This is a genomic window from Planktothrix sp. PLAVEN19ND (assembly GCF_057220675.1).
Window position 1 is genome coordinate 138,519 of sequence record NZ_CM170132.1, and the last position, 23,887, is coordinate 162,405.

Sequence of the window (23,887 nt, forward strand, 5' to 3'; positions counted from 1 at the left end):
ATGAAGGGAAAAATTAAGTCTCCAGGAGTCAACTTTTGTTAACATTACCCCTATTATAAACAAGCACTCGTCATGGTATTGGTAAGCGAAATTAACTCACCGTTGGAAAACCCTCAGTTTGACTTATCTGCCTATCTGAGCCAACGGCAGACCCTAGTAGAACAGGCTTTAGATGACTCTCTCCCCCTAATCTACCCTGAAAAAATCTATGAGTCAATGCGCTATTCTCTGCTGGCGGGAGGAAAGCGTTTACGACCGATTTTGTGTTTGGCGACCTGTGAGTTGGTCGGCGGGACTGTAGAAATGGCTATGCCCACCGCTTGCGCCCTAGAAATGATTCACACCATGTCCTTAATTCACGACGACCTCCCGGCCATGGATAATGATGATTACCGTCGGGGAAAACTGACCAATCATAAGGTTTATGGAGAGGATATTGCGATTTTAGCTGGGGATGGTTTACTCAGTTATGCCTTTGAATTTGTGGCCACCCAAACCTCCAATGTTCCGGCCCATCAAGTTTTACAGGTAATTGCCCGTTTAGGTCGGGCGGTGGGGGCTGCTGGCTTGGTGGGGGGCCAGGTGGTGGATTTAGATTCGGAAGGACTGACGGATGTTTCCGAAGAAACCCTAACTTTTATTCATACCCATAAAACCGGGGCATTATTAGAGGCCTGTGTGGTCTGTGGGGCGATTTTAGGAGGGGCGAAGGAAACGGAAATTGCCGGGTTATCTCGTTATGCCCGCAATATTGGTTTGGCGTTTCAGATTGTGGATGATATTCTCGATATTACGGCAACCCAGGAGGAGTTAGGAAAAACCGCAGGTAAGGATTTAACGGCTAAAAAAGTCACCTATCCCAGTTTATGGGGCATAGATGAATCCCGACGTCAGGCCCAAAACTTAATTGAAGCGGCAAAAGCTGAATTATCTCACTATGGAGACCGGGCTATTCCTCTGTTAGCGATCGCGGATTTTATCACTAATCGCACTCACTAAAGCTATTTATTTATATTATATGCAAGACTTTTCTCAAATCCTCAATAACCAAGTGTTATGGGTTGCCCTGTTAGCCTGTATTCTGGCTCAACTTTCTAAATTAGCGGTGGAGCTAGTCCAACATGGCAAAATTAATCTGCGGGTGTTGGTGACAACCGGAGGAATGCCCAGTTCCCATTCGGCTTTTGTGGGGGCTTTAGCAACGGGAGTGGGCAAAACCATGGGGTGGGGAAGTCCTGATTTTGCCATTGCTGTTGTTTTTGCGTTTATTGTGATGTACGATGCCGCCGGAGTCCGACAGGCTGCCGGAAAACAAGCCCGCATTTTAAATCAAATTATTGATGAAGTCTTTGAAGAAAATAAACAATTAAGCGAAGAAAGATTAATTGAATTATTAGGTCATACCCCCTTTCAAGTGATTGTGGGTTTAGGGTTGGGGATTGCTATTGCATCAATTGCCGAGATAACTTGGCCCGTGCATCTTGTCCAAACTTCTCTATAAAAACCTGGTTTTCCCATGTCCATAGGTACCAGAGGAATCGCGCCCAACAGTTAGCACGAAGACTAATGCAGCAAACCGTTGGCAGTAAAGTTTTTTCTTCCCCATTCCCTATTCCCTATTCCCTATTCCCTATTCCCTATTCCCTATTCCCTATTCCCTATTCCCTATTCCCTATTCCCTATTCCCTGTTCCCTCCTAAAGCTAAGGTTTAACCGTCGGACTAACTACTGTTACCCGGTTACTATCCACTAATATTGACCAAAAGCCCCGACTGCTTAACTTCTTTAAAGTTGCTGTTGCTCGTTCGGAATCCGTCGTATATTCTACTAATAAATAGGGTCGCTGACCATAGGAAACCAAACCCACATTCTCACCGACTAGGGTTCTTAACTTTTGAACTAATTCCGGCTGATTCAAATAATCCACTAAAACTGCATAACCCGACCCCAATGTTTGAGGATTAGGTGCTAACTCTATCCTAGGGGTTGGCGGGGTTTCTCGAACAATTGGAGTCTGGCCAAGACTAGAATTAGGACTCGGACGGGGTATAGCCGTGACCTCCTGTTTCACCACATAGGCGGGTAACTTAACCTTATCCTGTAGATAGGTAGCCCAATCCTCGGCAATTAAAGGATCACTAAATCCTCCCACCCGGGTCACTAAATTTGTCAAATAGCGACAAACCTCACTATTGATGTCATTGGGTAACGTGCGCTGCACCAATTTTTGTTCCTCTGAAGTGTTACTGACAATTAATAACAAATATTCTCCAGGCTTTGGTGCGGCACACGTTTCCTGGGCTGAACTGGTTTGGACTGCTAAACCCCAACTGGTGGCCGTAAGCAGACTAGAAACCCAGATGGCAGATAACCTTTTGACACCACTTTGACGCATAAACACCGCAGTTGACAACAATTAAGCAACAGCTTTCATTGTACTGATCACGGTCAACTATTGGATCGGGATTTTCAAACCGCCGTTGCTAAAGACTTTAAAGCATCAGGAATACTAGCGGTCGGGGCTTGAAATTCTCCGGTCAGTACATACTCCAAACGCAATTTTAACCAGACCACCACTTGTTTATTGGTGGAAATAATCGCCACCGCCGGTTGAGGGCATTTGGCTTTAATATCAGCCATTTCCGGCGCTTCTAAAAAAGCCGGTTGCTGCACCAACCAAAAATCAATTTCCTTTTCCTGTTCCTGATAGTTGCGTTCGCGTTCGCGCAACACTTCTTCTAAGGGTTCTTCCTCAAGTAAAAACTTGTGACTGCCTAAAACGTAGTAATAAGTCTGCATGGTTAATCGTTGTAAATTCTATCATGGGACGATTTCTGGCTTAAAGTTGCCCAAGAATCGCTTGTTTCATTTCTCGGACGGCTCGCTCTAAACCGACGAGAACTGCCCGACTTATTATTGTATGACCAATGTTGAGTTCTTCCATCCCTTCGAGGGCGGCAACGGGATAAACATTCCAGTAGGTTAACCCATGTCCGGCATTCACCCGTAGTCCGGCTTCTAAGGCCCGTTGACACCCCTCGGCTAAAATCCCCAGTTCCCTAACCTGGTCTTCCCCTGTGGCTTCTGCATAGCATCCCGTATGCAGTTCGATGAATTTAGCCCCCACTTGAGCCGAGGCTGCAATTTGTTCGGGGTTAGCATTGATAAATAAACTCACCGGAATTCCGGCTTCCTGTAGGGTGGTTACTACATCGGTCATCCGAGGAATTTGTCCAGCGATCTCTAACCCCCCTTCGGTGGTAATTTCTTCCCGACGTTCGGGAACCAGGGTTATATAGTCGGGTTTGATGTCTAATGCGATCGCTACCATTTCATCGGTCGCCGCCATTTCTAAATTCAGATGGGTTCTCACCGTTTGGCGCAACAGTCGCACATCGCGGTCTTGAATATGGCGTCGATCTTCGCGCAAATGCACCGTAATCCCATCAGCCCCCGCTAATTCCGCCAGCACAGCCCCCGCTACGGGATCGGGTTCAACGGTACGACGGGCTTGGCGAATCGTGGCTATATGGTCAATATTGACTCCCAGTGTCGGCAATTTTTCTCCCTCCTTGTATCCATATCGTCCTTCACCTTGACAAATAATTCCACTACGGTCAAGTCGAGTCCCTTGATCAAGATGTAGTACAATTGAAACTATTTTATAATTCAAATGTTGACAAAACTAGACCGTACAGTTTACGATAGTCTCATAACAAAACTACACAGTCTAGTCAATCTGCGTGAGGGCGCACTTTATGGATATTATTTCTTTAGTCATCATTTTGGGTGTGGTTGTTGCATCGGATGAAATACTCAACAATCAATTAAAAGTCTCAAAACGCCTATTAGATTGGTTAGATCGACAATAGGGAATTACGAATTACGAATTACGAATGGGTAATATAGCAATCCCAAATAGGTTGTAACATTTCAATACTGATATGAAACGATTGCTATAGTGATTTATTTTTCCAGTAATAAATTAACTCTTGCACTGACAACTGATAACTCTTACACTGATAACTGATAACTGATGACTGATGACTGATTCAATATGTCCTATTATGTTTCGCCTCGTTTTCTCGATAAATTAGCAGTTCATATCACTAAAAATTTCTTACAATTACCTGGGGTACGAGTTCCTTTAATCTTAGGAATTCATGGACGCAAGGGAGAGGGAAAAACCTTTCAGTGTGAATTAGTTTTTGAGAAAATGGGTTTTGAACCCGTGATGATCTCCGGTGGAGAATTAGAAAGTCCCGATGCCGGAGATCCGGCAAGATTAATTAGATTAAGGTATCGGGAAGCCTCGGAACAAGTGAAGGTTCGGGGGCAAATGTGCGCCTTATTTATTAATGATTTGGATGCGGGTGCGGGACGGTTTGATTCGGGAACTCAATATACCGTTAATACTCAATTAGTCAATGCTACATTAATGAACATAGCGGATAATCCGACCAATGTACAATTACCCGGAAGTTATGATGCAACGCCCTTAAATCGGATTCCAATTATCGTTACAGGCAATGATTTTTCCACCCTATATGCGCCTTTAATTCGGGATGGAAGGATGGAAAAATTTTATTGGGAACCGACAAGAGAAGAACGCATTGGCGTGTTACGCGGGATTTTCCCCACGGGTGAACTATCCCAACAGGATATTACGGAATTAGTAGATACTTTTCCCGAACAATCCCTGGACTTTTTTAGTGCCGTGCGATCGCGAATTTATGATGAACAAATTCGTGACTTTATTCATAAATTGGGAGTAGAAAGCATTTCTAAGCGGATTGTTAATAGCACGGAAAAACCCCCCGAATTCCAGAACCCCAATTTTAAATTATCCCATTTAATTGAAATGGGTAAATTGATGGTCGGGGAACAAAAACGCATTCAAGATATGCGATTAGTAGAAGAATATAATCAATTTCGGACATTTAATAGTCAATTTGGAGCCTCCACAATCCCGGTAAATTCTGAAAATCCCGTGAGTTTTCGGAGTCCAGTTGAACCGAATACCCAGAGTAGTAAATTACCCCTTGAAGTGCTAGAAAAAATCGATTATATTTTATCTAGTGGCTATCGGGTTAGCCTAGAATCTGCTGATCAACGTCGATTCAAAACCGGGTCATGGAATAGTTGTGGGTTAAACAGTAATGAATCAAAAGCCACTATTATTCAAGGAATTGAAGCCTGTTTAACCGAACATCCCCAGGATTATATTCGTTTATTAGGAATTGATCCCATTGCCAAGCGGCGAGTCATCGAAATAATCATTCAGAAACCCTAATCAGAGAAGGTTTGTAGCCAAAAGTCAAGGGTTTTGTGTTATACAACCAATTTGAAATTGTTATATAATATAGGAATCCCAAATAAATTCTAACAATTTCAGACTTTGATAAAATCACTAAAAGTTCATTACCCATTACTTATTACCAATTCGTAATTCGTAATTACCCCTTAGCAGTCAACCTTTAACCAAATACAATGAGTGTAAAAGACAAACCTAAATTTCCCCGTAATCTTCCCATCGGAAGTATTTTATTTTGGTTAGGAATTATCTTTTTAATTGCTAACCTCACCTTACCTGGATTATTCGGGCCACAAATTCCCCAGGTTCCCTATAGTTTATTCATTAAACAAGTCGAAGACGGACAAGTGTCCCAAGTTTATCTTAGCCAAGATCAAATCCGCTATTTAGTCAAAGGAGAACAGGAAGAAGCCGGACAAATTCTATCAACTACTCCAATTTTTGATATGGATTTACCCAAACGTTTAGAAGCCAAAGGTGTCGAATTTGCCGCCGCCGCACCGCCTAAAAATACTTGGTTTTCTAGTTTACTTGGTTGGGTGATTCCCCCCTTAATTTTTGTGGGAATTTGGGTCGCCGTCGGACAATTTATGCAAAGTCGAGGCGGAGGATTAGGAGGGCCACAGGGGGCACTTTCTATTAGTAAGAGTAAAGCCAAGGTTTATGTCGAGAATGAAGCAACTAAAGTCAGCTTTCAAGATGTAGCCGGGGTAGAAGAAGCCAAAACCGAATTAGAAGAAGTGGTGGAATTCTTAAAGACTCCCCAACGATTTTTACAAATCGGAGCTCGAATTCCTAAAGGGGTGTTATTAGTCGGCCCTCCAGGAACAGGAAAAACCCTATTAGCTAAAGCCGTAGCCGGAGAAGCAGGGGTTCCATTCTTTAGCATTTCTGGTTCGGAATTCGTAGAATTGTTCGTCGGTGCCGGGGCGGCGCGGGTGCGAGATTTATTTGAACAAGCCAAAAAGAAAGCCCCTTGTATTATCTTTATTGACGAATTAGATGCCATTGGAAAATCCCGTTCCAGTGGCGGAATGTACGGGGGAAATGATGAACGAGAACAAACCCTAAACCAGTTATTAACCGAGATGGATGGGTTTGCCGCCGGACAAGCCACGGTGATCGTTTTAGCTGCTACTAACCGACCGGAAACCTTAGACCCGGCGTTACTGCGTCCCGGTCGATTTGATCGCCAAGTTTTAGTGGATCGTCCCGATTTATCCGGTCGTTTAATGATCCTAGAAATCTATGCTAAAAAAGTTAAAATCGGGCCCGATGTGGAGTTAAAAGCGATCGCCACTCGTACCCCTGGTTTTGCGGGCGCAGATTTAGCCAATTTAGTTAATGAAGCGGCTTTATTAGCGGCGAGAAATAAACGGGAAACCGTCAGTCAAGCCGACTTTGCCGAAGCCATTGAACGGGTCATTGCCGGGTTAGAAAAAAAATCCCGAGTTCTCAACGAAAAAGAGAAAAAAATTGTCGCCTATCATGAAGTCGGTCATGCCATTGTTGGGTCAGTAGTTTCCGGTCAAAATAAAGTTGCCAAAATCTCGATTGTGCCACGAGGAATGGCAGCATTAGGATATACTTTACAACTGCCCACCGAAGACCGTTTCCTACTCAGTGAAGAAGAAATTAAAGGCGAAATTGCCACCTTATTAGGGGGACGTTCGGCGGAAGAAGTGGTGTTTGGAAGTATTACCACCGGGGCAACAAATGACCTACAACGGGCAACGGATTTAGCTGAACGCATGGTCACCAGTTATGGGATGAGTAAAGTATTGGGGCCATTGGCCTATGAAAAGGGTCAACAAAATACATTTCTGGGCGATAATATGATGATGAATCCTCGCCGTTATGTCAGTGATGAAACCGCAAAAGCCATTGATGATGAGGTGAAACAATTGGTGGAAAATGCCCATGAAATTGCCCTAGATATTCTCAACCAAAATAAGGATTTAATGGAGCAAATTGCCCAACAAATATTAGAAACAGAAGTGATTGAAGGAGAAAATCTGCAACAGTTGTTAAATCAAGTTAAATATCAGGCTAAAGTTGCCACGGCGATCACATAATTAATCTATCCCCCTCTGGTTCCCTGGTTCTACCAGGGAATGACCATCAGAGGCAGAGCCGAGGTTAACGAGAGCAAACCACCAGCCAAATTTTATGAGTATTAAAAAAAGACCTAAATTACCTAGTTCTCAAAAAATTACCCAAATTATATTAATCTCAGCCGGAGTCATATTAATCGGAAATTGGTTGTTTCCTCAACTGACTCGCCCTCGTTTGCCTAAAGTTCCCTATAGTTTTTTTATCCAACAAATTGAAGATGGTAAAGTCTCCAAAGTTTTAGTCGGAGAAAACGAAATTCTTTACCAAATTAAAGCACAAAATGAACAACCGGAAAGAATTTTATCCACAACCCCAATTTTTGATTTAGAACTTCCCAAACGCTTAGAAGCTAAAGGCATTGAATTTGGAGCCTCTCCTCCTCCCAAACAAAGTTGGGTGAATGTGCTCTTAAATTGGGTAATTCCGCCCTTAATTCTAGTCGTGGCGTTTCAATATTTCATGAAACGAGATCCCCAAGGAGCATTATCAATTAATAAAAGTAAAGCCAAGGTTTTTGTTAAAGGTGAAACCGATAATATTACCTTCGCAGATGTGGCGGGAGTTGATGAAGCCAAAACCGAATTAGCCGAAATTGTTGATTTCCTGAAAAGTCCCGAAAGGTTCACCGAAATTGGGGCAAAAATTCCCAAAGGCGTGTTATTAGTCGGCCCCCCAGGAACCGGAAAAACCCTATTAGGAAAAGCCGTAGCTGGAGAAGCGGGAGTTCCCTTTTTTAGTATATCTGGTTCAGAATTTATAGAATTATTTGTCGGAACCGGAGCCGCCCGGGTGCGAGATTTATTTGAACAGGCGAAAAAGAAAGCCCCCTGTATTATTTTTATTGATGAATTAGATGCCATTGGTAAGTCCAGAAGTAGTGGAAGTTTCCAAAGTGGCAGTAACGATGAACGAGAACAAACCCTGAATCAATTATTAACTGAAATGGATGGGTTTGGGGTCGGAGATGCGACGGTAATTGTATTAGCCGCCACCAACCGCCCGGAATCTTTAGACGCGGCCTTATTACGCCCCGGACGCTTTGATAGACAGGTCTTAGTGGATAGACCCGACCTGGCTGGACGTAAAGCGGTATTAGAAATTTATGCTAAAAAAGTTAAATTAGAAGATCATGTTGATTTACACACCGTTGCGACTAGAACTCCGGGTTTTGGTGGGGCAGAATTAGCCAATTTAGTTAATGAAGCTGCCCTATTAGCGGCTAGAAATCAACGCAAATTAGTTAAACAAGAGGACTTTTATGAAGCCATTGAACGGGTGGTTGCCGGGTTAGAAAAACGCAGTCGCGTGTTAAATGAAAAAGAGAAAAAAATTGTCGCCTATCATGAAGTCGGTCATGCCATTGTCGGAGCGTTAATGCCCGGAGGTGGAAAGGTGACTAAAATTTCGATTGTGCCGCGGGGAATGTCCGCTTTAGGATATACCCTGAGAATGCCAACGGAAGACCGTTTTTTAATGGATGAAATTGAATTTCGCGAACAAATTGCCATGCTATTAGGCGGACGGTCTGCTGAAGAATTAGTTTTTGGAAATGTGACTAATGGCGCTTCAGATGACCTGCAACGAGCAACGGAATTAGCTGAAAGAATGGTACTCAATTATGGCATGAGTAAAGCTTTGGGGCCCTTAGCCTATGAAAAAGCCAAAGTGAATAATTTTTTAGGCAATTCAGACGCTAATCTTCGCCGTCCCATGAGTGAAAAAACCGCCGAAGCCATTGATGATGAAGTCAAGGATATTGTTAATAATGCTCATCAAAAAGCTTTAGCGATTTTGAATTATAACCGAGACTTATTAACGGAAATTTCTCAAAAAGTATTAGAAACAGAAGTGATCGAAGGGGAGGAATTACAACAATTGTTAGAGCAGGTTCAACCTGTATCTCGATAATTGATATAGAAATTAAATCAAATAGGATTACTATTAATTATATCCCAACTGCGATATAATTAATAGTTAGTGCGATTCGATTCAGGCTCTGCCTACTGTTTTGAAATCTGATTAGAGTTAAGTAGATAACTTGAAATCGTGTAGTTGGAGGATTACAATTGGCAACAGCAACAAAATACGAAAGTATGATTACATCGCTGCAATGGGATGGGTTAAGAACTCTATGGGACGACATCGATAATCGTAACACCCCAGAATGGGAACCAGGGAAAGCTTTTGAGTACCTGGTTCTACGAACGTTTCAACTTGATGGTGCAGAGGTAAGATGGCCTTACAGCGTGAAACTTTTTGGAGAAGTAGTTGAACAAATTGATGGTGTCGTGTATTGTTCTGGACTTTCTTGTTTAGTTGAAAGCAAAGACTTTGCAGAGCAAACAAACGTTGATATGGCTCCGATTGCTAAACTTCGCAATCAGCTTTTACGTCGTCCCGCAGGTATAGTGGGATTAGTTTTTAGTCGAACTGGCTTTACAAATCCAGCTCGGAATTTATCATGCTTCTCGTCACCACAGGCAATTCTGCTGTGGAATGGAGAAGAAATAAAATATGCCTTAGATAATAAAAAAATCTGTGAACCATTAGTCCTGAAATATCGCGCATATATAGAAGAGGGACTGCCTGATTACGACTTTAGAGAGAGATATATTCCATGATTGCTTACATTGTTTGTGAAGGGCTTTTTGATGAACAATTACTTACAACTGTGCTGCCAGGAGAATTACTCAATGATGTGAAAGTTGTTTCTGCTGGTGGAGTATCTGCTGTTAAGTCACTTGCGCGATCTCTGGTTGTGCGTCGGCAAGTACCAGTTGTTATTGTGGTTGATGCAGATTCAGTAGTACCAGAATTAGTTCAAGAACTCCTCAAAGATATTGAGGAAATCGTTGAAAGCGTAGCTATTAACACGCCTGTTAAAGTGATTGCTGCTGTTCCTGATATGGAAACTATATTTTTTCAATTGCTTTCTAAATCAGAAAAGATTGCTCATCGATCACAGATAATTACTCAATTAACTCAAGAAGATATTGAGATTTTACGCTCATCTTCAGTTATGCAGGAGATCATTCATTTTCTTCAGTCTGTACATGAAACAGCAAAAGCTTTGTGAGGTCTTAATACTAAATCCGGTTCTATCGGTGGCTATATCCAAATTAAATAAATTCAATATTTATAGCGTGCGATCGCTTAACTTTCAGGCCAAAAATCACGCTCAAGTACCTGTTCAGAAGTCAAGAGACAAGTTAACGGAAAAATATCTAACGGTAAACCCGTTTCAACAGATGCTAATATTCTAGCATCTTGATAGGTTTCATCAAAAATTTGTTCAAAATATCCCTTTAAACTGGGACTAGCTTTCAACTCTTTACTAATTCTAATCCGATGTTCTATAATCGTAGATAGCCAACTATTAGAACGGCGTTCAGGTTGATATTGATATTTGAGTAAGTGCATTAACAAAACTCGTAAATTACTCTCGATCGCTCGTTTCTCACTCCTCCCCATACTCTCTAATTCTGCAATTAAATTATCTCGATCCAGTTCTAAAAGTTTTTCTGCATTTAATAATTGAATCGTTTTTTCTATCCATAAATAAAAATCTTGCTCATACAAACTAGAGAGAGGAGGAGTTTCTGATCGGGGTTGAAAGATTGTCATTTTGTTCTTTCCCTGTTACTGATTATAGAATAGCTTAAAATTTATTGATAGACTCCCGGTGTTAATCTTCGTATAACACAGGGAGTCTATCAACGAACTGACATTTATTACTAGGCTTCAACTGCCACAATTCCCATCATGCCAAGATCTTCGTGATCAAGAACATGGCAGTGATATACAGTTTTCCCAGTAAAATCGCGGAAGGGAATCCGAATCTGAACGGTTTCATTGGCACGAATTCGTAGCGTATCTTCCCATGCCTGATAAGGATCGGGTTTACCATTGCGACTAATTACTTGAAAGGGATTAGTATGTAGGTGAAAAGAATGTTCCATACCATCGGGATCGACATTCACAAGCTCCCAATCTTCAATTGTTCCTAACTTGACAGTGGCATCAACTCGATTCATGTCAAAGGTTTTATTATTGAATAGAAAAGCCATTTGCATTACCATGCCATTTCCCATCCCCATCAACATTGATAGTTCAATGCGGCGAGTTTTGCTAGGTTGGGGCAATGTTTCAACCGGAATCAGTTTTTCGGGTAAGGGGAGTGGTGTGGCGATCGCATCTTTATAGGTCAAGGTCGCAATCAGATCAGGCTGATTGGATATGGGCGCTGAACTACCCATCATCCCCATCCCACCCATCATCCCACCACCCATCATTCCCATGCCGCCACCGCGATCGTAGGGCAGGCTGAGTAAACGATACCGTCCTGGTGGACGCTTGCCCTGAACCAATACTTCCGCCCGTTCACCCGGAGATAACAACAGTTCGCGCAGTTCCACGGGTTTGGCGATGCTGCCGCCATCGGTCGCAATTAAGTAAAACGGATGATCTTCCAAACTGAGACGATAAAACCGGGAAGTGGAAGCATTCACAATCCGAAATCGCAACAGTCCACCAGAGGGTATGGTAAATGTTGGGTTCACCTGACCATTGACAGTCAGAATCGCTCCTTCGCGCCCACGCATCAAGTCCATGTGACCGGGGGCGGGAATTTGTCCATTGGCATCCAGGGCAAAGTCTTTCAAAAATAGAAATTCCTCCCTAGCCGCCCTAATTTCTGGAATATCATCCAATTCGCCGCGCACGACAAAGATGCCACCCAACCCACCAAACACCTGCTCTGCTACCAATTCATGCAGATGGGGATGGTAGTAAAAGGTACCAGATGGATGATTTTTCGGTAAGGTGAATTCGTAGGTTTGGGTTTCGCCTGGAGGGACGCTGAGAAAGATATTGTCCGCATTTCCGGTTTGGGGAATATGCAGACCGTGATAGTGGAGATTTGTGGCCTGGTAGAGCTTATTGGTAAAATGGATTTTTACGGTGTCTCCAGGCTTGGCTTCTAGGCGTGGGCCAGGAATTTGGCCGTTGTAAGTCAATAGGTTTCCCTGTTGCTGTCCCAGTCTGATTAAACCAGGACGTGCTTCTAATGCTGTCTCTAATAGTCCGTTACTGCTGGTTGTCAGCGCAGTGAGATTAGCGGGTTGAATGGACGACACCGAATTGGTATTGTGGCTGCACTGGGTTAATGCGGCGATCGCTGTGCCAGTGCTAAGAAAGAGAAACTGGCGACGGTTGATTAAATACATATTTAATATAGGGTAATTGCTTGGTTTCCAGCTTAACTTAGCAGAATGAAATCAAGATGAAATTTGGAGTGGGGAAGGAATCTATAATCAAAAACGGTCTACAAAATTGGTAACTATTTAGTCAAATCTGGGATTAATGCGATAAAGTAAAGGATTTAGCACCACTGACTGAACTTGCTATGCCTCAAACTTCCTCAACCCAGAATCTAATATCCACTTCGGTTGTGAGTTTAAATATTGCCCCAGCCCAAGTTTTGCGCGGCAATAACGCCTTAACACAAGCAGGAGAGGCGATCGCAGGCTTTGGTCAACGACCCTTAATCATTGGGGGCGATCGTTCCTTACCCCTCACTATTCAAGCCCTACAACCGATTTTAGAGCGTCATCAACTCCAATATTCTCAAGTCTCCTACGGCGCTGACTGTAGCGAAACCAGCCTAACCGCCCTACGTCAAGCCGTTAGTAACCATAAAGCCGATTTTATTATTGGGACGGGAGGCGGAAAAGCCCTAGATGCGGCTAAACTGATCGCCCATCAATGCCATCTCCCTATCGTCACTATTCCTACTTCTGGGGCAACCTGCGCCGCTTGGACAGCCCTCTCTAATGTCTATTCCGAGGATGGGGCGTTTTTATATGATGTGAGTTTAGCCCGTTGTCCCGATTTATTGATTTTGGACTATACCCTAATTCAGACTGCTCCTAAACGGATGTTAGTGGCGGGTATTGGGGATGCGATCGCTAAATGGTATGAAGCCTCCGTTAGCAGTGGACATTCCGATCAAACCTTCATGATCGCTGCGGTACAACAGGCGCGAGTCCTGCGAGATATTCTATTACAAAAATCCCTAACCGCCCTACATGAACCGGGGGGCGAAACCTGGCGGGAAGTTGTTGATGCAACGGTATTACTCGCCGGAGTAATTGGCGGTATTGGGGGCGCTCAATGTCGCACCGTAGCCGCCCATGCGGTTCATAATGGCTTAACCCATGTGGCAGCCAGTCATGGGACTTTACACGGGGAAAAAGTCGCCTTTGGGATTTTAGTACAACTGCGTTTAGAGGAAATGGTACAGGGCAACCAACTCGCCGCCACTGCTAGACAACAATTATTAAAGTTTTACACCGATTTAGGTTTACCCCAAACCCTGAATGATTTGGGGATGGGAGAAATCACCTTAGCCCAACTGCGACAAGCCGCCGATGTTGCCTGTAATGAGCGTTCTGATATTCACCGTTTACCCTTTAAAGTGGTTCCCGAACAGTTAATGGCCGCTATGGTATCAACCACAGCCCCAATAGTTGAAGTCAAGCTGAAGAATTCAACTCCTTAACTCTATATTAGGAAAGAGGGAACAGGGAACAGGGAACAGGGAATGGGGAAATACTAAAGACCCCTACCCTGAGTCCTAGACAAACTGCGATATCAGAATTAAGAATTGAGACGGGAAGGAAAAAAGTAGACCCGATCAGGGGACAATAAAGAACTACCCATTAGGGCTAGAGATTGAATTATTTTGATTCATTTTCCCAACCTTAAATTGAGAAGGGATTTTTTTCCGTAACAAAACCTATAGTTTTAACCTCACATTATCGACCAATGACATTAGATTGGATTAGCCCTGCTGACCGGATACAAGCCTTACCTCCCTATGTTTTTGCCCGTTTAGATGAATTGAAAGCCCGAGCCCGTCAACAGGGCTTAGATCTCATTGATTTGGGTATGGGAAACCCCGACGGGGCAACCCCGCAACCGGTGGTTGAAGCTGCAATTCAAGCCCTACAAAATCCGGCAAATCATGGCTATCCACCCTTTGAAGGGACGGCTAATTTTAGACTCGCAATTACCAATTGGTATCACCGTCGCTATGGTGTTTCCCTCGACCCCAATGGCGAAGCCTTACCCCTATTAGGGTCAAAGGAAGGATTAGGTCATTTGGCTTTAGCTTATATTAATCCGGGGGATTTAGTCTTAGTCCCGAGTCCTTCCTATCCCGTACATTTTCGCGGGCCGATTATTGCCGGGGGGAAGGTTCACTCTATTATTTTGAAGCCGGAAAATAACTGGTTAATTGATTTAGGTTCGATTCCTGATTCTGTGGCTGAACAAGCTAAAATTCTCTATTTTAATTATCCCAGTAATCCCACGGGTGCAACCGCCCCTCGAGAATTTTTTGAAGAAATTGTTGCCTTTGCCCATAAATATCAAATTCTGCTGGTTCACGATTTATGTTATGCCGAATTAGCCTTTGACGGTTATCAACCGACCAGTTTATTAGAAATTCCTGGGGGAAAGGAAATTGGGGTGGAATTCCACACTATGTCTAAAACCTATAATATGGCGGGTTGGCGGGTGGGATTTGCGGTGGGCAATTCTAAGGTTTTACAGGGGTTAAGAACCTTAAAAACTAATTTAGATTATGGAGTATTTTCGGCTCTACAGGCGGCCGCAGAAACGGCTTTAAGTTTGCCGGATTCTTACCTGAAAGAAGTTCAAGAACGCTATTGTACCCGGCGAGATTTTCTGATTAAAGGGTTAGCAGAATTGGGCTGGACTGTGCCTAAAACCTTAGCTACAATGTATTTATGGGTTCCCTGTCCTCCGGGGATGAATTCCACGGATTTTGCCCTGACGGTCTTACAACAAACGGGTGTGGTTTTTACCCCAGGAAATGCCTTTGGTATGGGGGGAGAAGGCTATTTTAGAATTAGTTTAATTGCAGATTGCGATCGCTTGGGAGAAGCCTTAAACCGCTTAAAAGATGCTAATATTCGGTATCAACCCTAAGCTCCTCTGCCGTTGTTGGGCTTTAGCCCCTCTTTCAAGAAGTGCCCAAGCACAACAACGGGGACTGTATTAATATTATAAATAATTATTGAATATGGATCATGAAAACAATCTAAATTTATGGGATTTTATTGCTCAAAAAATCAAGGATAATCCTCAAAATAGAATTACTTTTGCTGATTATATGAACTGGGTTTTATATCACCCAGAATATGGATATTATAGCATCAATAAACCCAAATTAGGCGCGGAAGGGGATTTCGTGACTTCTCCCTATTTAGGATCGGATTTTGGGGAAATGTTAGCGGAACAATTTTTCCAAATGTGGGAAATTCTGGATTATCCTAACGCCTTTACTTTAGTAGAAATGGGTGCGGGACAAGGAATATTAGCCAGCGATATTCTGTTATTTTTACAAAAAAAATATCCTGCATTTTTCAAAAGTTTAAATTATATTATTATCGAGAAATCTAACTTCCTCAAAGCGCAACAACAACACCAACTTAAAAAAACTCTCTCCGATGCAATATCAATTCAATGGTGTGACCTGGAGGATATTCCCAATAATAATATTATCGGTTGTTTTTTCTCCAATGAATTAGTCGATGCCTTTCCCGTCCATCAAGTTATTGTCCAAAACAAACAACTTCAAGAAATTTATATTACCTTAGATTCAGAGGTTAAATTTAAAGGAATTATTGCCGAACTTTCTACCGAAAAAATTACAGACTATTTTAAATTAATCGATATTAATTTATGCTCTAATTTTTATCCAGAAGGATATCGAACAGAAGTTAATTTAGTCGCCCTAGACTGGATGAAAACCATCTCTACTAAACTAAATCAAGGTTTTATTCTAACCATTGATTATGGTTACACTGCGCAACGATATTATCTTCCCAGTCGCACAGAAGGAACTCTACAATGTTATTATCAACATCGTCATCATAACGATCCCTATCTGAATATTGGTCGCCAGGATATCACCGCCCATGTTAACTTTACCGCCTTACAACTTTATGGGAAAGACTGGGGAATTGATGCCGTTGGGTTTACACAACAGGCTTTATTTTTAATGGCTTTAGGGTTAGGCGATCGCATCGCCGCTCTATCCCAACCTTCAGACTATTCTATTTCAGAAGTATTACAACGACGAGAATGCTTACACTCTTTAATTGATCCGATGGGTTTAGGCAACTTTGGCGTCCTTCTACAATCTAAATTAAGCCCCTCTCAACAACAGATTCCCCTTCAAGGGTTGAGTTTTCCCATTTAAGGCTCAAAAAAGCTCCGACGGTCAAAAACTTGATGCTGATCTGCGTTTTTTTGCGGATATGGCAGAGGATCAAGTATGATTTACCACCTATATACGGAGATATTTATACGGGATCTTGTGATCAAACTCACAGCTTTGATCCCCAAACATTCATTTTTATTTTAGGTAGATATAAAGTCCACACATCCGATAGAAAGGTTTTTTTAGCTAATTTCATCATCCCTTTATATTTGTATCGACCTATTGTAAACCTTCGGTAAAAATAACCAATATTTACTAAAATCTATAGACAACCCCCAAGTATATTGGGTAATATTGGTAACAGGGTAGGACAAAGAGACAAAGAACGGCACAGTTCAATCCCCTTGTTTCTACCCCAGGCTATAAAATATAAAAGATGAGGCTGATCAGATGAAAACCACACTATCTAAAATTATCGGTTCTACTATATTAGCTACTGGAGTTGCCGTTTCCCTAGTTGCGGCACCTGCACAAGCAGGAGGTTTAACGTTAAGCAATACAACAAATTTTGGATTTGGTAATGTCTTCGGTGGCGACACAGCCGGAGATAGCATTTTTAGTCAGTTCAATTTTAATGTTAGCCAAACCAACACTAATAAAGTTCTGTTCCAGTTTGGAAATACAGGTGCAATATCCGATGCGTTTATTAGTCAGATTAAGTTCTCCGATGCTAGTAACTTACTGAAATTCAATGCGTTTGCACCAGATTTCAATGTGGGAAACGTTAGTTTCGCATCAGAAAATAAAAATTTAGCTCAATCTAATAACATTTCCGGTTGGGTAGATAGCTTTGGTTTTGCATCAACTCAACAAGGTGCTGGTAAGGCTGGAATTGATAAAGGAGACAAGTTGGGCATCCTATTTGATGCTAACTTTGATAGCGTGATTAATAGCTTAAAAGCTAATCAGTTAAAAATCGGAATGCACGTTCAAGGCATTGCTGTAGCTGGTGGGAAAAGTGATGTTTATGTTAGTAACTATGTCGCGCCGGTTGTACCTCCAGTCGTTACACCTCCCGCACCCGTCGTACCGGTTGTACCTCCAGTTGTTACACCTCCCGCACCTGTCGTAGTTGTACCTCCAGTTGTTACACCTCCGGCACCCGTCGTACCGGTTGTACCTCCAGTCGTTACACCTCCGGCACCCGTCGTACCGGTTGTACCTCCAGTCGTTACACCTCCGGCACCCGTCGTACCGGTTGTACCTCCAGTCGTTACACCTCCGGCACCCGTCGTACCGGTTGTACCTCCAGTCGTTACACCTCCGGCACCCGTCGTACCGGTTGTACCTCCAGTCGTTACACCTCCGGCACCTGTAACCGTCGTACCTCCAGTCGTTACACCTCCCGTACCTGTAACCGTTGTACCTCCAGTCGTTACACCTACCGCACCTGTTGAAGTTCCTGAACCCACAACATTAGTTGGTTTAGCTTTAGCCTTCGGTGGAATGCTGGCTTCGCGTCGTCGTCAATCTCACTAGGAAAGTGATGATTAAATTAATCATCCCAAACTCCTCAGAAATGACGTTAATATCTGTCTCATACTGTTGAGATCCTCAGCCTTCATCTTATCCAAATAGTAGCGGTACTCATCATGCCGCTACTTTATTTGAGAAGTAGATAACTCCAATTCAGGCTGTATTTACAAGATTTAATCAATTGCATATCCCAACAATAAAACTACTATCAAAATCAGAGTACCAGGTGCATTTATCTATTAATAAAAATATAATGAACATCAAAAAATCCAGTTTTAACTCAGGTAGAATTTTAATCTCCCTGAGTTTTTTTAATAACCCTTAAAACCTGAATTGGTTTGTTCCCTATTCCCTACTATCTAACAAATTGAGGCATAATTTCCGCCGCCGTAAATAAACCGTGAATCCCTCGACGATGCAGTTGAATTCCTGCTTTTAAATAGCCGAAAGCTGGCCCACAAACATTAGCTGCCATACTGGTTTCATCCCCTAAAGTAAAGGTATGGGTTGAAACTTTCCCTTCAAAGGTTCGGCCTGTAATTTGAACATTTGTACTCAAGGGTTTTTTGGGGTTGCGAGTATCCACAATTCCACCGACAGTAACGCGATCGCGTGAACAAATACCCGCCAACTCTAACATAATATCATCGGCGTGTTCCATATTTTCTAAGGTCAGTAACCCGCCTGTTTCTGCTAATAAGGCTTCTACCTCGGCATCGGTCATCGCTCTAGCTTGTTCAACGGTATATCCGGGTAAATGACCAATATCCTCTCGAATGGTAGCGCGATAGGCTTCCCAGTTGGCGATACCGACCCCAAAAGTAATTTTAACGCTATGAATTTCCGTATAACTTTGGGCGGCGAGGGAAGCAGCAGCCGTTAATAACCCGGGGGTGGCTCCACATCCGGTCATATAGGTAATTCCAGCGGCTTGTAACTCGTCTTTGAGTTCTAATAATAATTCCACGGCGCTTGTGCGTTTAATCGCATCGACTAAGACCCCTCGCCATCCCAACTGAATAAAGGTTTTAGCCACACTGGCCATAAAATCATTGGGTAAATTCGGCAAAGCCAGAAAATACCCCTCAACCCCTGGGGCGGTTTTCACTAATTCTTCAATACTCTGATTACTCAGAACTCCATGGGGTTCTAAATATCCCACTGACCCTTGAGCTTGATAGATCTCAATACAGCGATTCGGGTTCAGTCCCTCCCCATCATAAGCATAACCCTTTTGATCGGCCACAGCTACCCACTGCATTTGCTGTTTTGGGGCTAAAACCCGTGTTGCTGCCTGTCCTAGCCCGCCAAATCCCAAAATTCCCACCCGAATCGGAGACAAACCCGTATTAACCATTACTGGACTCATTAAATCTGATTGAATTTAGACAATCTTTAATTGTATAGCAGGGAACACCGGAACACCGGAACAGGGAATAGGGTTTTAATTTCCAGACCCATTGGTGTCCCCAGACGCTGGGGGAGATGGCTCAGAAGTGGGACTAGAATTGGTTTCTGGTAATACTTCGTCCTTTGTTGGTTGAGCTTGAGGAGCCGCCGGAGGCACTGTTACGTTAACATTGGGAGCGGGTTGGGGAGCCGCAGGGGGAACTGTTACGTTAACATTGGGAGCGGGTTGGGGAGCCACAGGGGGAACTGTTACGTTAACATTGGGAGCGGATTGAGGAGCCACAGGGGGAACCGTTACGTTAACATTGGGCTTAGGTTGGGGGACTTGTACGGGAACAGGAACAACTTGAGTTCGATTTCTCTCAATAATCACTGTATCTCGCCCTGGAGCTTGAGTTTTGGGAGTATTAGATTCCGATTGTCCCGGCCCTACGGTTGGAGCCTTGGAGTCATCGGGTTTAAATAAACTCGGCCAAACTACAAAACCAATTCCTAATGATAATAATACAGCAATTCCTATACCAATTAATGTGCTCCAAGCTATATCATTATTAACTTTAGTTCTTTCATTTTGACGAATAGATTCATCCCTTACGGGGTCAGGATTCTCCTGATTAGAATGGGGCTGATTTCGAGGTTGATTATTCATAGGTTTTTCCCAAGGTTCATCTCAACTAAAAACGAATTGATTTAGATGAGATAATTAGGTTAAATTTACCTAAAATTATGGGTTAAATTCATCTATCTGAAGGAATAACCTATTTTGATCTAAAAGTTGTTGGGCTTTAGCCCTTCTTGAAATCAGTGTACAAGCACAACAACAAGGAATTTATTAATAGATTCAGTTAAACTTTATTCGATTAGTTCTAATCATCTGCAATTATGATTATTTTTACGCAATTAGTTCCAGAGAAAGAGAATCAAAAGGTTACAGTTCATCTCGCTCTAACCGCAGAACAACGCACAAAAATCCGTCAATATATTGAAACTTTAGAGGGTGAAACCTATTATCTTCGTCTTCCCAGGGGAATAGTTTTAAAGGCGGGGGATTTATTAACCTCTGATGCTCAAGATATTTGGGCAAAAGTTGTTGCTAAACCCGAACCTATTATTACGGTCAGGGCTAACCATTCCCTCGATTTATTAAAAGCGGCTTATCATTTAGGAAATCGTCATGTTCAGTTAGAAATTACCGCCGACTATTTACGATTTTCCCCCGATCCTGTATTATCTTCAATGTTAGTGCATCAAGGATTAACAATTCAAGAAGAAATTGCTCCTTTTTATCCTGAAAGGGGAGCTTATGGACATGATCATTAATAATTGGGTAATGCGGATCACGGATTTAAGAGGATTTCACGGATTTCACGGATTTTAATTTGCGTTAATGCGTAATCCTATTAAATTCGTGATGGGTAATGGGTAATAGGGAGTATAATATATTGATGCCAATAATTATTATAGTTTCTGATTTGAGGTAGTATATTAAAGATTCTATATCTTGGCTTTTTTTTAATGATTTTAAATTTATTACAACTTTCCAGTCCAGCTTTACCCTTGGGTGCTTATAGTTATTCAGAGGGTTTAGAAACTTTAGTTGAAACTGAAATTATTACTGATCATTCTAGTTTATTACAGTGGTTAATTCAAGACCTGAATTATGGAGCAATTCGGTTAGAAGCTGCCTTAATGGTTCGGGCTTATCGCTGTGTGATTAATCAAGATTATAACCAATTTAGTTATTGGAATCAATGGTCAACGGCGGCGAAAGAAACGGCCGAATTGCGACAACAAAGTTGGCAGATGGGGAACACTTTAATCCAGCTTTTAGTTAATTTGGAAAAGGTAAAAAAAACAGATTTAGAGTTACCTCCTTTGAAAGATTGGACGGAAAAAGTGGGCAAACCTTGTAATTATGCGATCGCATTTGGACTAGGTGCAGTTTATTGGGATCTTGATCTCAAAAATGCCCTACTGGGATATCTCTATAGTTGGGCGACTAATTTAATTAATGCTGGGGTAAAACTAATTCCCCTAGGTCAAACCATGGGTCAAACTTTACTCTTACAATTACACCCAGAAATAGAATCAACAGCTACGGCTATTTTAAAATTAGAAGATGAGGATTTAGTGAGTTGTAATTGGGGATTAGCCTTAGCAAGCATGGCCCATGAAACCCAATATAGTCGATTATTTAGAAGTTAATTATATCAATTTATGGTATAATTAACTTAGATAGTTTTTCTCTTAATTTTATGTCTGGTTTAAGAATTGGAATTGCCGGGCCAGTGGGTTCAGGAAAAACAGCCTTAGTTGATGTTTTGTGTAAGCAAATGCGCACCGACTATCAATTAGCGGTGGTTACAAACGATATTTATACTCAAGAAGATGCTCAATTTTTGGTTAATTCCCAAGCCTTAGAAAGCGATCGCATTTTAGGAGTAGAAACCGGAGGTTGTCCCCATACAGCGATTAGAGAAGATGCTTCATTAAATTTAGCCGCAATTGAACAATTAGAAACCAAATTTAATAATTTAGATCTGTTATTTGTAGAAAGTGGTGGGGATAATTTAGCGGCTACCTTTAGCCCGGAATTAGTGGATATTACCATTTACGTTATTGATGTAGCCGCCGGAGATAAAATTCCCCGCAAAGGTGGGCCAGGAATTACAAAATCCGATTTATTAGTGATTAATAAAATTGATCTCGCGCCCTTAGTCGGTGCAGATTTAGGAATTATGGAAAGGGACGCGAAAAAAATGCGAGGAAACAAACCCTTTGTATTTACCAATTTAAAAACTCAACAAGGATTAGATGCTATCATTAAATTTATTAAATCCCACTTAATCCCGTAGTAAGCCCTTCAGGGCTTTCTTTGTTCCCTAGAGTTATAGTAAAAATCAACATTAATAACGATGTATAATTATTGGTTTAGCAATGATAAAAACTTGAAGAAGCCCTGAAGGGCTTACTACTATTAATAACGATGTACAATGATTAGTTTAGCAATGATAACAACCTGAAGAAGCCCTGAAGGGCTTACTACTTTTATGAAAAATTTAGAAATCAATGCCTCGCAATGGCAAGGAATATTAGATTTAGATTATCAAAAAATCAACAATTCCACTCAGTTAGTAAAAGCCTATAGTCAAGCTCCATTAAAAATTCAACGTTCCTTTTATCCTGAAGGTCAGGAGATCTGCCATAGTATTATACTACATACCGCCGGAGGAATGGTAGGGGGCGATCGCCTATCTCAAACCATTAATTTACAACCAAAAACCCAAGTAGTATTAACCACTCCCGCAGCCAGTAAAATTTATCGAAGTTCGGGAGAAACTGCCCATAATCATATTAAAATTGAAGTCCAAGAAAAAGCCTATTTAGAATTTATTCCCCGGGAAATAATTATTTTTAATGGAGCTATTTTTAGTCAAGATCTCCGAGTTAATTTAGCTCCCGATGCTTGTTATTTGGGATGGGAAATCACCCGATTTGGACGCACAGCCAGGGGAGAAATATTCAATCAAGGACAGTGGAAATCCTGTACAGAAATCTGGCAGAATGGCTGTCCGGTTTGGATTGATCGACAGGGGTTTATCGCAAATGAAGAAATATTGAATAGTCCCCATAGTCTGGCAGGAAAATCTGTAATTGCCAGCTTAATTTGGGTGGGACAACCTGTTTCTGAAGATATTGTTAATAGTATAAGACAATTGTGGTCACAGCGAGAAGCTTCTAGTCAAGCTGGAGTGACCCAATTAATATCTGGATTGCTCTGTCGCTATCGGGGAAATTCGACCCAAGAGGTGATAAACTGGTTTACGGATGTTTGGCAGTTGCTCCGTCAAAATTATACGGGAAAATCAATCGTCAAACCTCGTGTCTGGCAACTTTAATCTCTTAAAAATTATTCAGAAAAGTTTATGCAATTATCCCCGCAAGAAAAAGATAAGTTATTAATTTTTACGGCTGCTTTATTAGCAGAAAGAAGGAAAGCAAAAGGACTAAAATTAAACTATCCTGAAGCCGTTGCTTATATTACGGCTGCTATTTTAGAGGGGGCTAGGGAAGGGCAAACTGTATCGGAGTTAATGAGTTATGGAAAAACAGTTTTAAAGCGGGAAGATGTTATGGATGGTATTCCCGAAATGATTCATGATGTACAGGTAGAAGCTACCTTTCTCGATGGGACAAAATTAGTTACGGTTCATGATCCTATCAGCAATTAGTAGAGACGTGCTACACTGAGATGCGCCATG

General features: G+C 42.0%; 23 protein-coding genes. 16 read left to right on the forward strand and 7 right to left on the reverse strand.

All coding sequences use genetic code 11. From position 1 onward, the window contains the following. Positions 1-72 precede the first annotated feature (72 nt). A complete protein-coding gene (crtE, locus tag AC2D3N_RS00675; protein WP_484692474.1) occupies positions 73-999 on the forward strand; it encodes a geranylgeranyl diphosphate synthase CrtE in 927 nt (308 codons plus the stop codon). A 19-nt stretch (positions 1,000-1,018) separates the two neighbouring features. Next, positions 1,019-1,501: a divergent PAP2 family protein gene (locus AC2D3N_RS00680; RefSeq protein ID WP_079680370.1), complete on the forward strand. Its 483-nt coding sequence runs from the start codon at positions 1,019-1,021 to the stop codon at positions 1,499-1,501. Positions 1,502-1,702: 201 nt separating this feature from the next. On the opposite strand, the gene AC2D3N_RS00685 is transcribed toward AC2D3N_RS00680, so the two are convergent. The 3 genes from AC2D3N_RS00685 to AC2D3N_RS00695 all read right to left on the reverse strand — a co-directional run bounded on the left by AC2D3N_RS00685 (position 1,703) and on the right by AC2D3N_RS00695 (position 3,559). After that, positions 1,703-2,395: a hypothetical protein gene (locus tag AC2D3N_RS00685; RefSeq protein ID WP_079680369.1), complete on the reverse strand. Its 693-nt coding sequence runs from the start codon at positions 2,393-2,395 to the stop codon at positions 1,703-1,705. Between the two features lie 74 nt (positions 2,396-2,469). Next, the gene (locus tag AC2D3N_RS00690; RefSeq protein WP_484692475.1) at positions 2,470-2,799 is read right to left on the reverse strand and encodes an MgPME-cyclase complex family protein; all 330 of its coding nucleotides are present in this window, start codon (positions 2,797-2,799) and stop codon (positions 2,470-2,472) included. 40 nt (positions 2,800-2,839) lie between these two features. After that, positions 2,840-3,559, reverse strand: a complete 720-nt coding sequence (locus tag AC2D3N_RS00695) for a pyridoxine 5'-phosphate synthase (protein WP_484693722.1) — start codon at positions 3,557-3,559, stop codon at positions 2,840-2,842. 498 nt (positions 3,560-4,057) lie between these two features. On the opposite strand from AC2D3N_RS00695, the gene AC2D3N_RS00700 reads away from it, so the two are divergent. From AC2D3N_RS00700 to AC2D3N_RS00720, 5 genes are all read left to right on the forward strand, one after another. Then, complete coding sequence (locus tag AC2D3N_RS00700; RefSeq protein ID WP_079680365.1) at positions 4,058-5,293, forward strand: RuBisCO small subunit-like domain-containing protein; 1,236 nt, start codon at positions 4,058-4,060, stop codon at positions 5,291-5,293. 197 nt (positions 5,294-5,490) lie between these two features. Further along, entirely contained in the window at positions 5,491-7,389 is a 1,899-nt protein-coding gene (gene ftsH4, locus AC2D3N_RS00705) for an ATP-dependent zinc metalloprotease FtsH4 (protein ID WP_484692476.1), read from the forward strand. A gap of 94 nt (positions 7,390-7,483) precedes the next feature. Then, on the forward strand, positions 7,484-9,337 hold the full coding sequence (gene ftsH, locus AC2D3N_RS00710; RefSeq protein WP_484692477.1) for an ATP-dependent zinc metalloprotease FtsH: 1,854 nt from the start codon (positions 7,484-7,486) through the stop codon (positions 9,335-9,337). Positions 9,338-9,495: 158 nt separating this feature from the next. Beyond that, positions 9,496-10,050 (forward strand): hypothetical protein, encoded by a 555-nt coding sequence (locus AC2D3N_RS00715; protein WP_484692478.1) that lies wholly within the window; start codon positions 9,496-9,498, stop codon positions 10,048-10,050. Further along, positions 10,047-10,505, forward strand: a complete 459-nt coding sequence (locus AC2D3N_RS00720; RefSeq protein WP_484692479.1) for a hypothetical protein — start codon at positions 10,047-10,049, stop codon at positions 10,503-10,505. The genes AC2D3N_RS00715 and AC2D3N_RS00720 overlap by 4 nt, the downstream gene beginning before the upstream one ends. Before the next feature lie 77 nt (positions 10,506-10,582). Here the strand turns inward: AC2D3N_RS00720 and AC2D3N_RS00725 are convergent, their stop codons facing one another. After that, positions 10,583-11,053, reverse strand: coding sequence for a DUF29 domain-containing protein (locus AC2D3N_RS00725; protein WP_484692480.1), 471 nt, complete (start codon positions 11,051-11,053; stop codon positions 10,583-10,585). Positions 11,054-11,163: 110 nt separating this feature from the next. Further along, positions 11,164-12,654 carry a multicopper oxidase family protein gene (locus AC2D3N_RS00730; RefSeq protein WP_484692481.1) on the reverse strand — a complete coding sequence of 497 codons (1,491 nt, stop codon included), beginning with the start codon at positions 12,652-12,654 and terminating at the stop codon, positions 11,164-11,166. Positions 12,655-12,833: 179 nt separating this feature from the next. Between AC2D3N_RS00730 and AC2D3N_RS00735 the strand changes: the two genes are divergently transcribed. From AC2D3N_RS00735 to AC2D3N_RS00750, 4 genes are all read left to right on the forward strand, one after another. Beyond that, positions 12,834-13,988, forward strand: coding sequence for an iron-containing alcohol dehydrogenase family protein (locus tag AC2D3N_RS00735; RefSeq protein ID WP_079680360.1), 1,155 nt, complete (start codon positions 12,834-12,836; stop codon positions 13,986-13,988). A 266-nt stretch (positions 13,989-14,254) separates the two neighbouring features. After that, a complete protein-coding gene (locus AC2D3N_RS00740) occupies positions 14,255-15,442 on the forward strand; it encodes an aspartate aminotransferase (protein ID WP_079680359.1) in 1,188 nt (395 codons plus the stop codon). 94 nt (positions 15,443-15,536) lie between these two features. Beyond that, the gene (locus tag AC2D3N_RS00745) at positions 15,537-16,718 is read left to right on the forward strand and encodes a class I SAM-dependent methyltransferase (RefSeq protein ID WP_484692482.1); all 1,182 of its coding nucleotides are present in this window, start codon (positions 15,537-15,539) and stop codon (positions 16,716-16,718) included. 411 nt (positions 16,719-17,129) lie between these two features. After that, on the forward strand, positions 17,130-18,218 hold the full coding sequence (locus AC2D3N_RS00750) for a PEP-CTERM sorting domain-containing protein (protein ID WP_484692483.1): 1,089 nt from the start codon (positions 17,130-17,132) through the stop codon (positions 18,216-18,218). Positions 18,219-18,570: 352 nt separating this feature from the next. On the opposite strand, the gene bioU is transcribed toward AC2D3N_RS00750, so the two are convergent. After that, positions 18,571-19,584 carry a (S)-8-amino-7-oxononanoate synthase BioU gene (gene bioU, locus AC2D3N_RS00755; protein WP_484692484.1) on the reverse strand — a complete coding sequence of 338 codons (1,014 nt, stop codon included), beginning with the start codon at positions 19,582-19,584 and terminating at the stop codon, positions 18,571-18,573. Between the two features lie 75 nt (positions 19,585-19,659). Next, positions 19,660-20,274, reverse strand: coding sequence for a hypothetical protein (locus AC2D3N_RS00760; protein WP_484692485.1), 615 nt, complete (start codon positions 20,272-20,274; stop codon positions 19,660-19,662). 233 nt (positions 20,275-20,507) lie between these two features. Between AC2D3N_RS00760 and ureE the strand changes: the two genes are divergently transcribed. The 5 genes from ureE to ureA all read left to right on the forward strand — a co-directional run bounded on the left by ureE (position 20,508) and on the right by ureA (position 23,857). After that, positions 20,508-20,945 carry an urease accessory protein UreE gene (ureE, locus tag AC2D3N_RS00765; protein ID WP_484692486.1) on the forward strand — a complete coding sequence of 146 codons (438 nt, stop codon included), beginning with the start codon at positions 20,508-20,510 and terminating at the stop codon, positions 20,943-20,945. Positions 20,946-21,140: 195 nt separating this feature from the next. Then, positions 21,141-21,830, forward strand: coding sequence for an urease accessory protein UreF (locus tag AC2D3N_RS00770; RefSeq protein ID WP_484692487.1), 690 nt, complete (start codon positions 21,141-21,143; stop codon positions 21,828-21,830). 50 nt (positions 21,831-21,880) lie between these two features. Further along, on the forward strand, positions 21,881-22,480 hold the full coding sequence (gene ureG, locus AC2D3N_RS00775; protein ID WP_079680352.1) for an urease accessory protein UreG: 600 nt from the start codon (positions 21,881-21,883) through the stop codon (positions 22,478-22,480). Between the two features lie 195 nt (positions 22,481-22,675). Further along, entirely contained in the window at positions 22,676-23,524 is an 849-nt protein-coding gene (locus tag AC2D3N_RS00780; protein WP_079680351.1) for an urease accessory protein UreD, read from the forward strand. A gap of 27 nt (positions 23,525-23,551) precedes the next feature. After that, on the forward strand, positions 23,552-23,857 hold the full coding sequence (gene ureA / locus AC2D3N_RS00785) for an urease subunit gamma (RefSeq protein WP_079680350.1): 306 nt from the start codon (positions 23,552-23,554) through the stop codon (positions 23,855-23,857). Positions 23,858-23,887 lie beyond the last annotated feature (30 nt).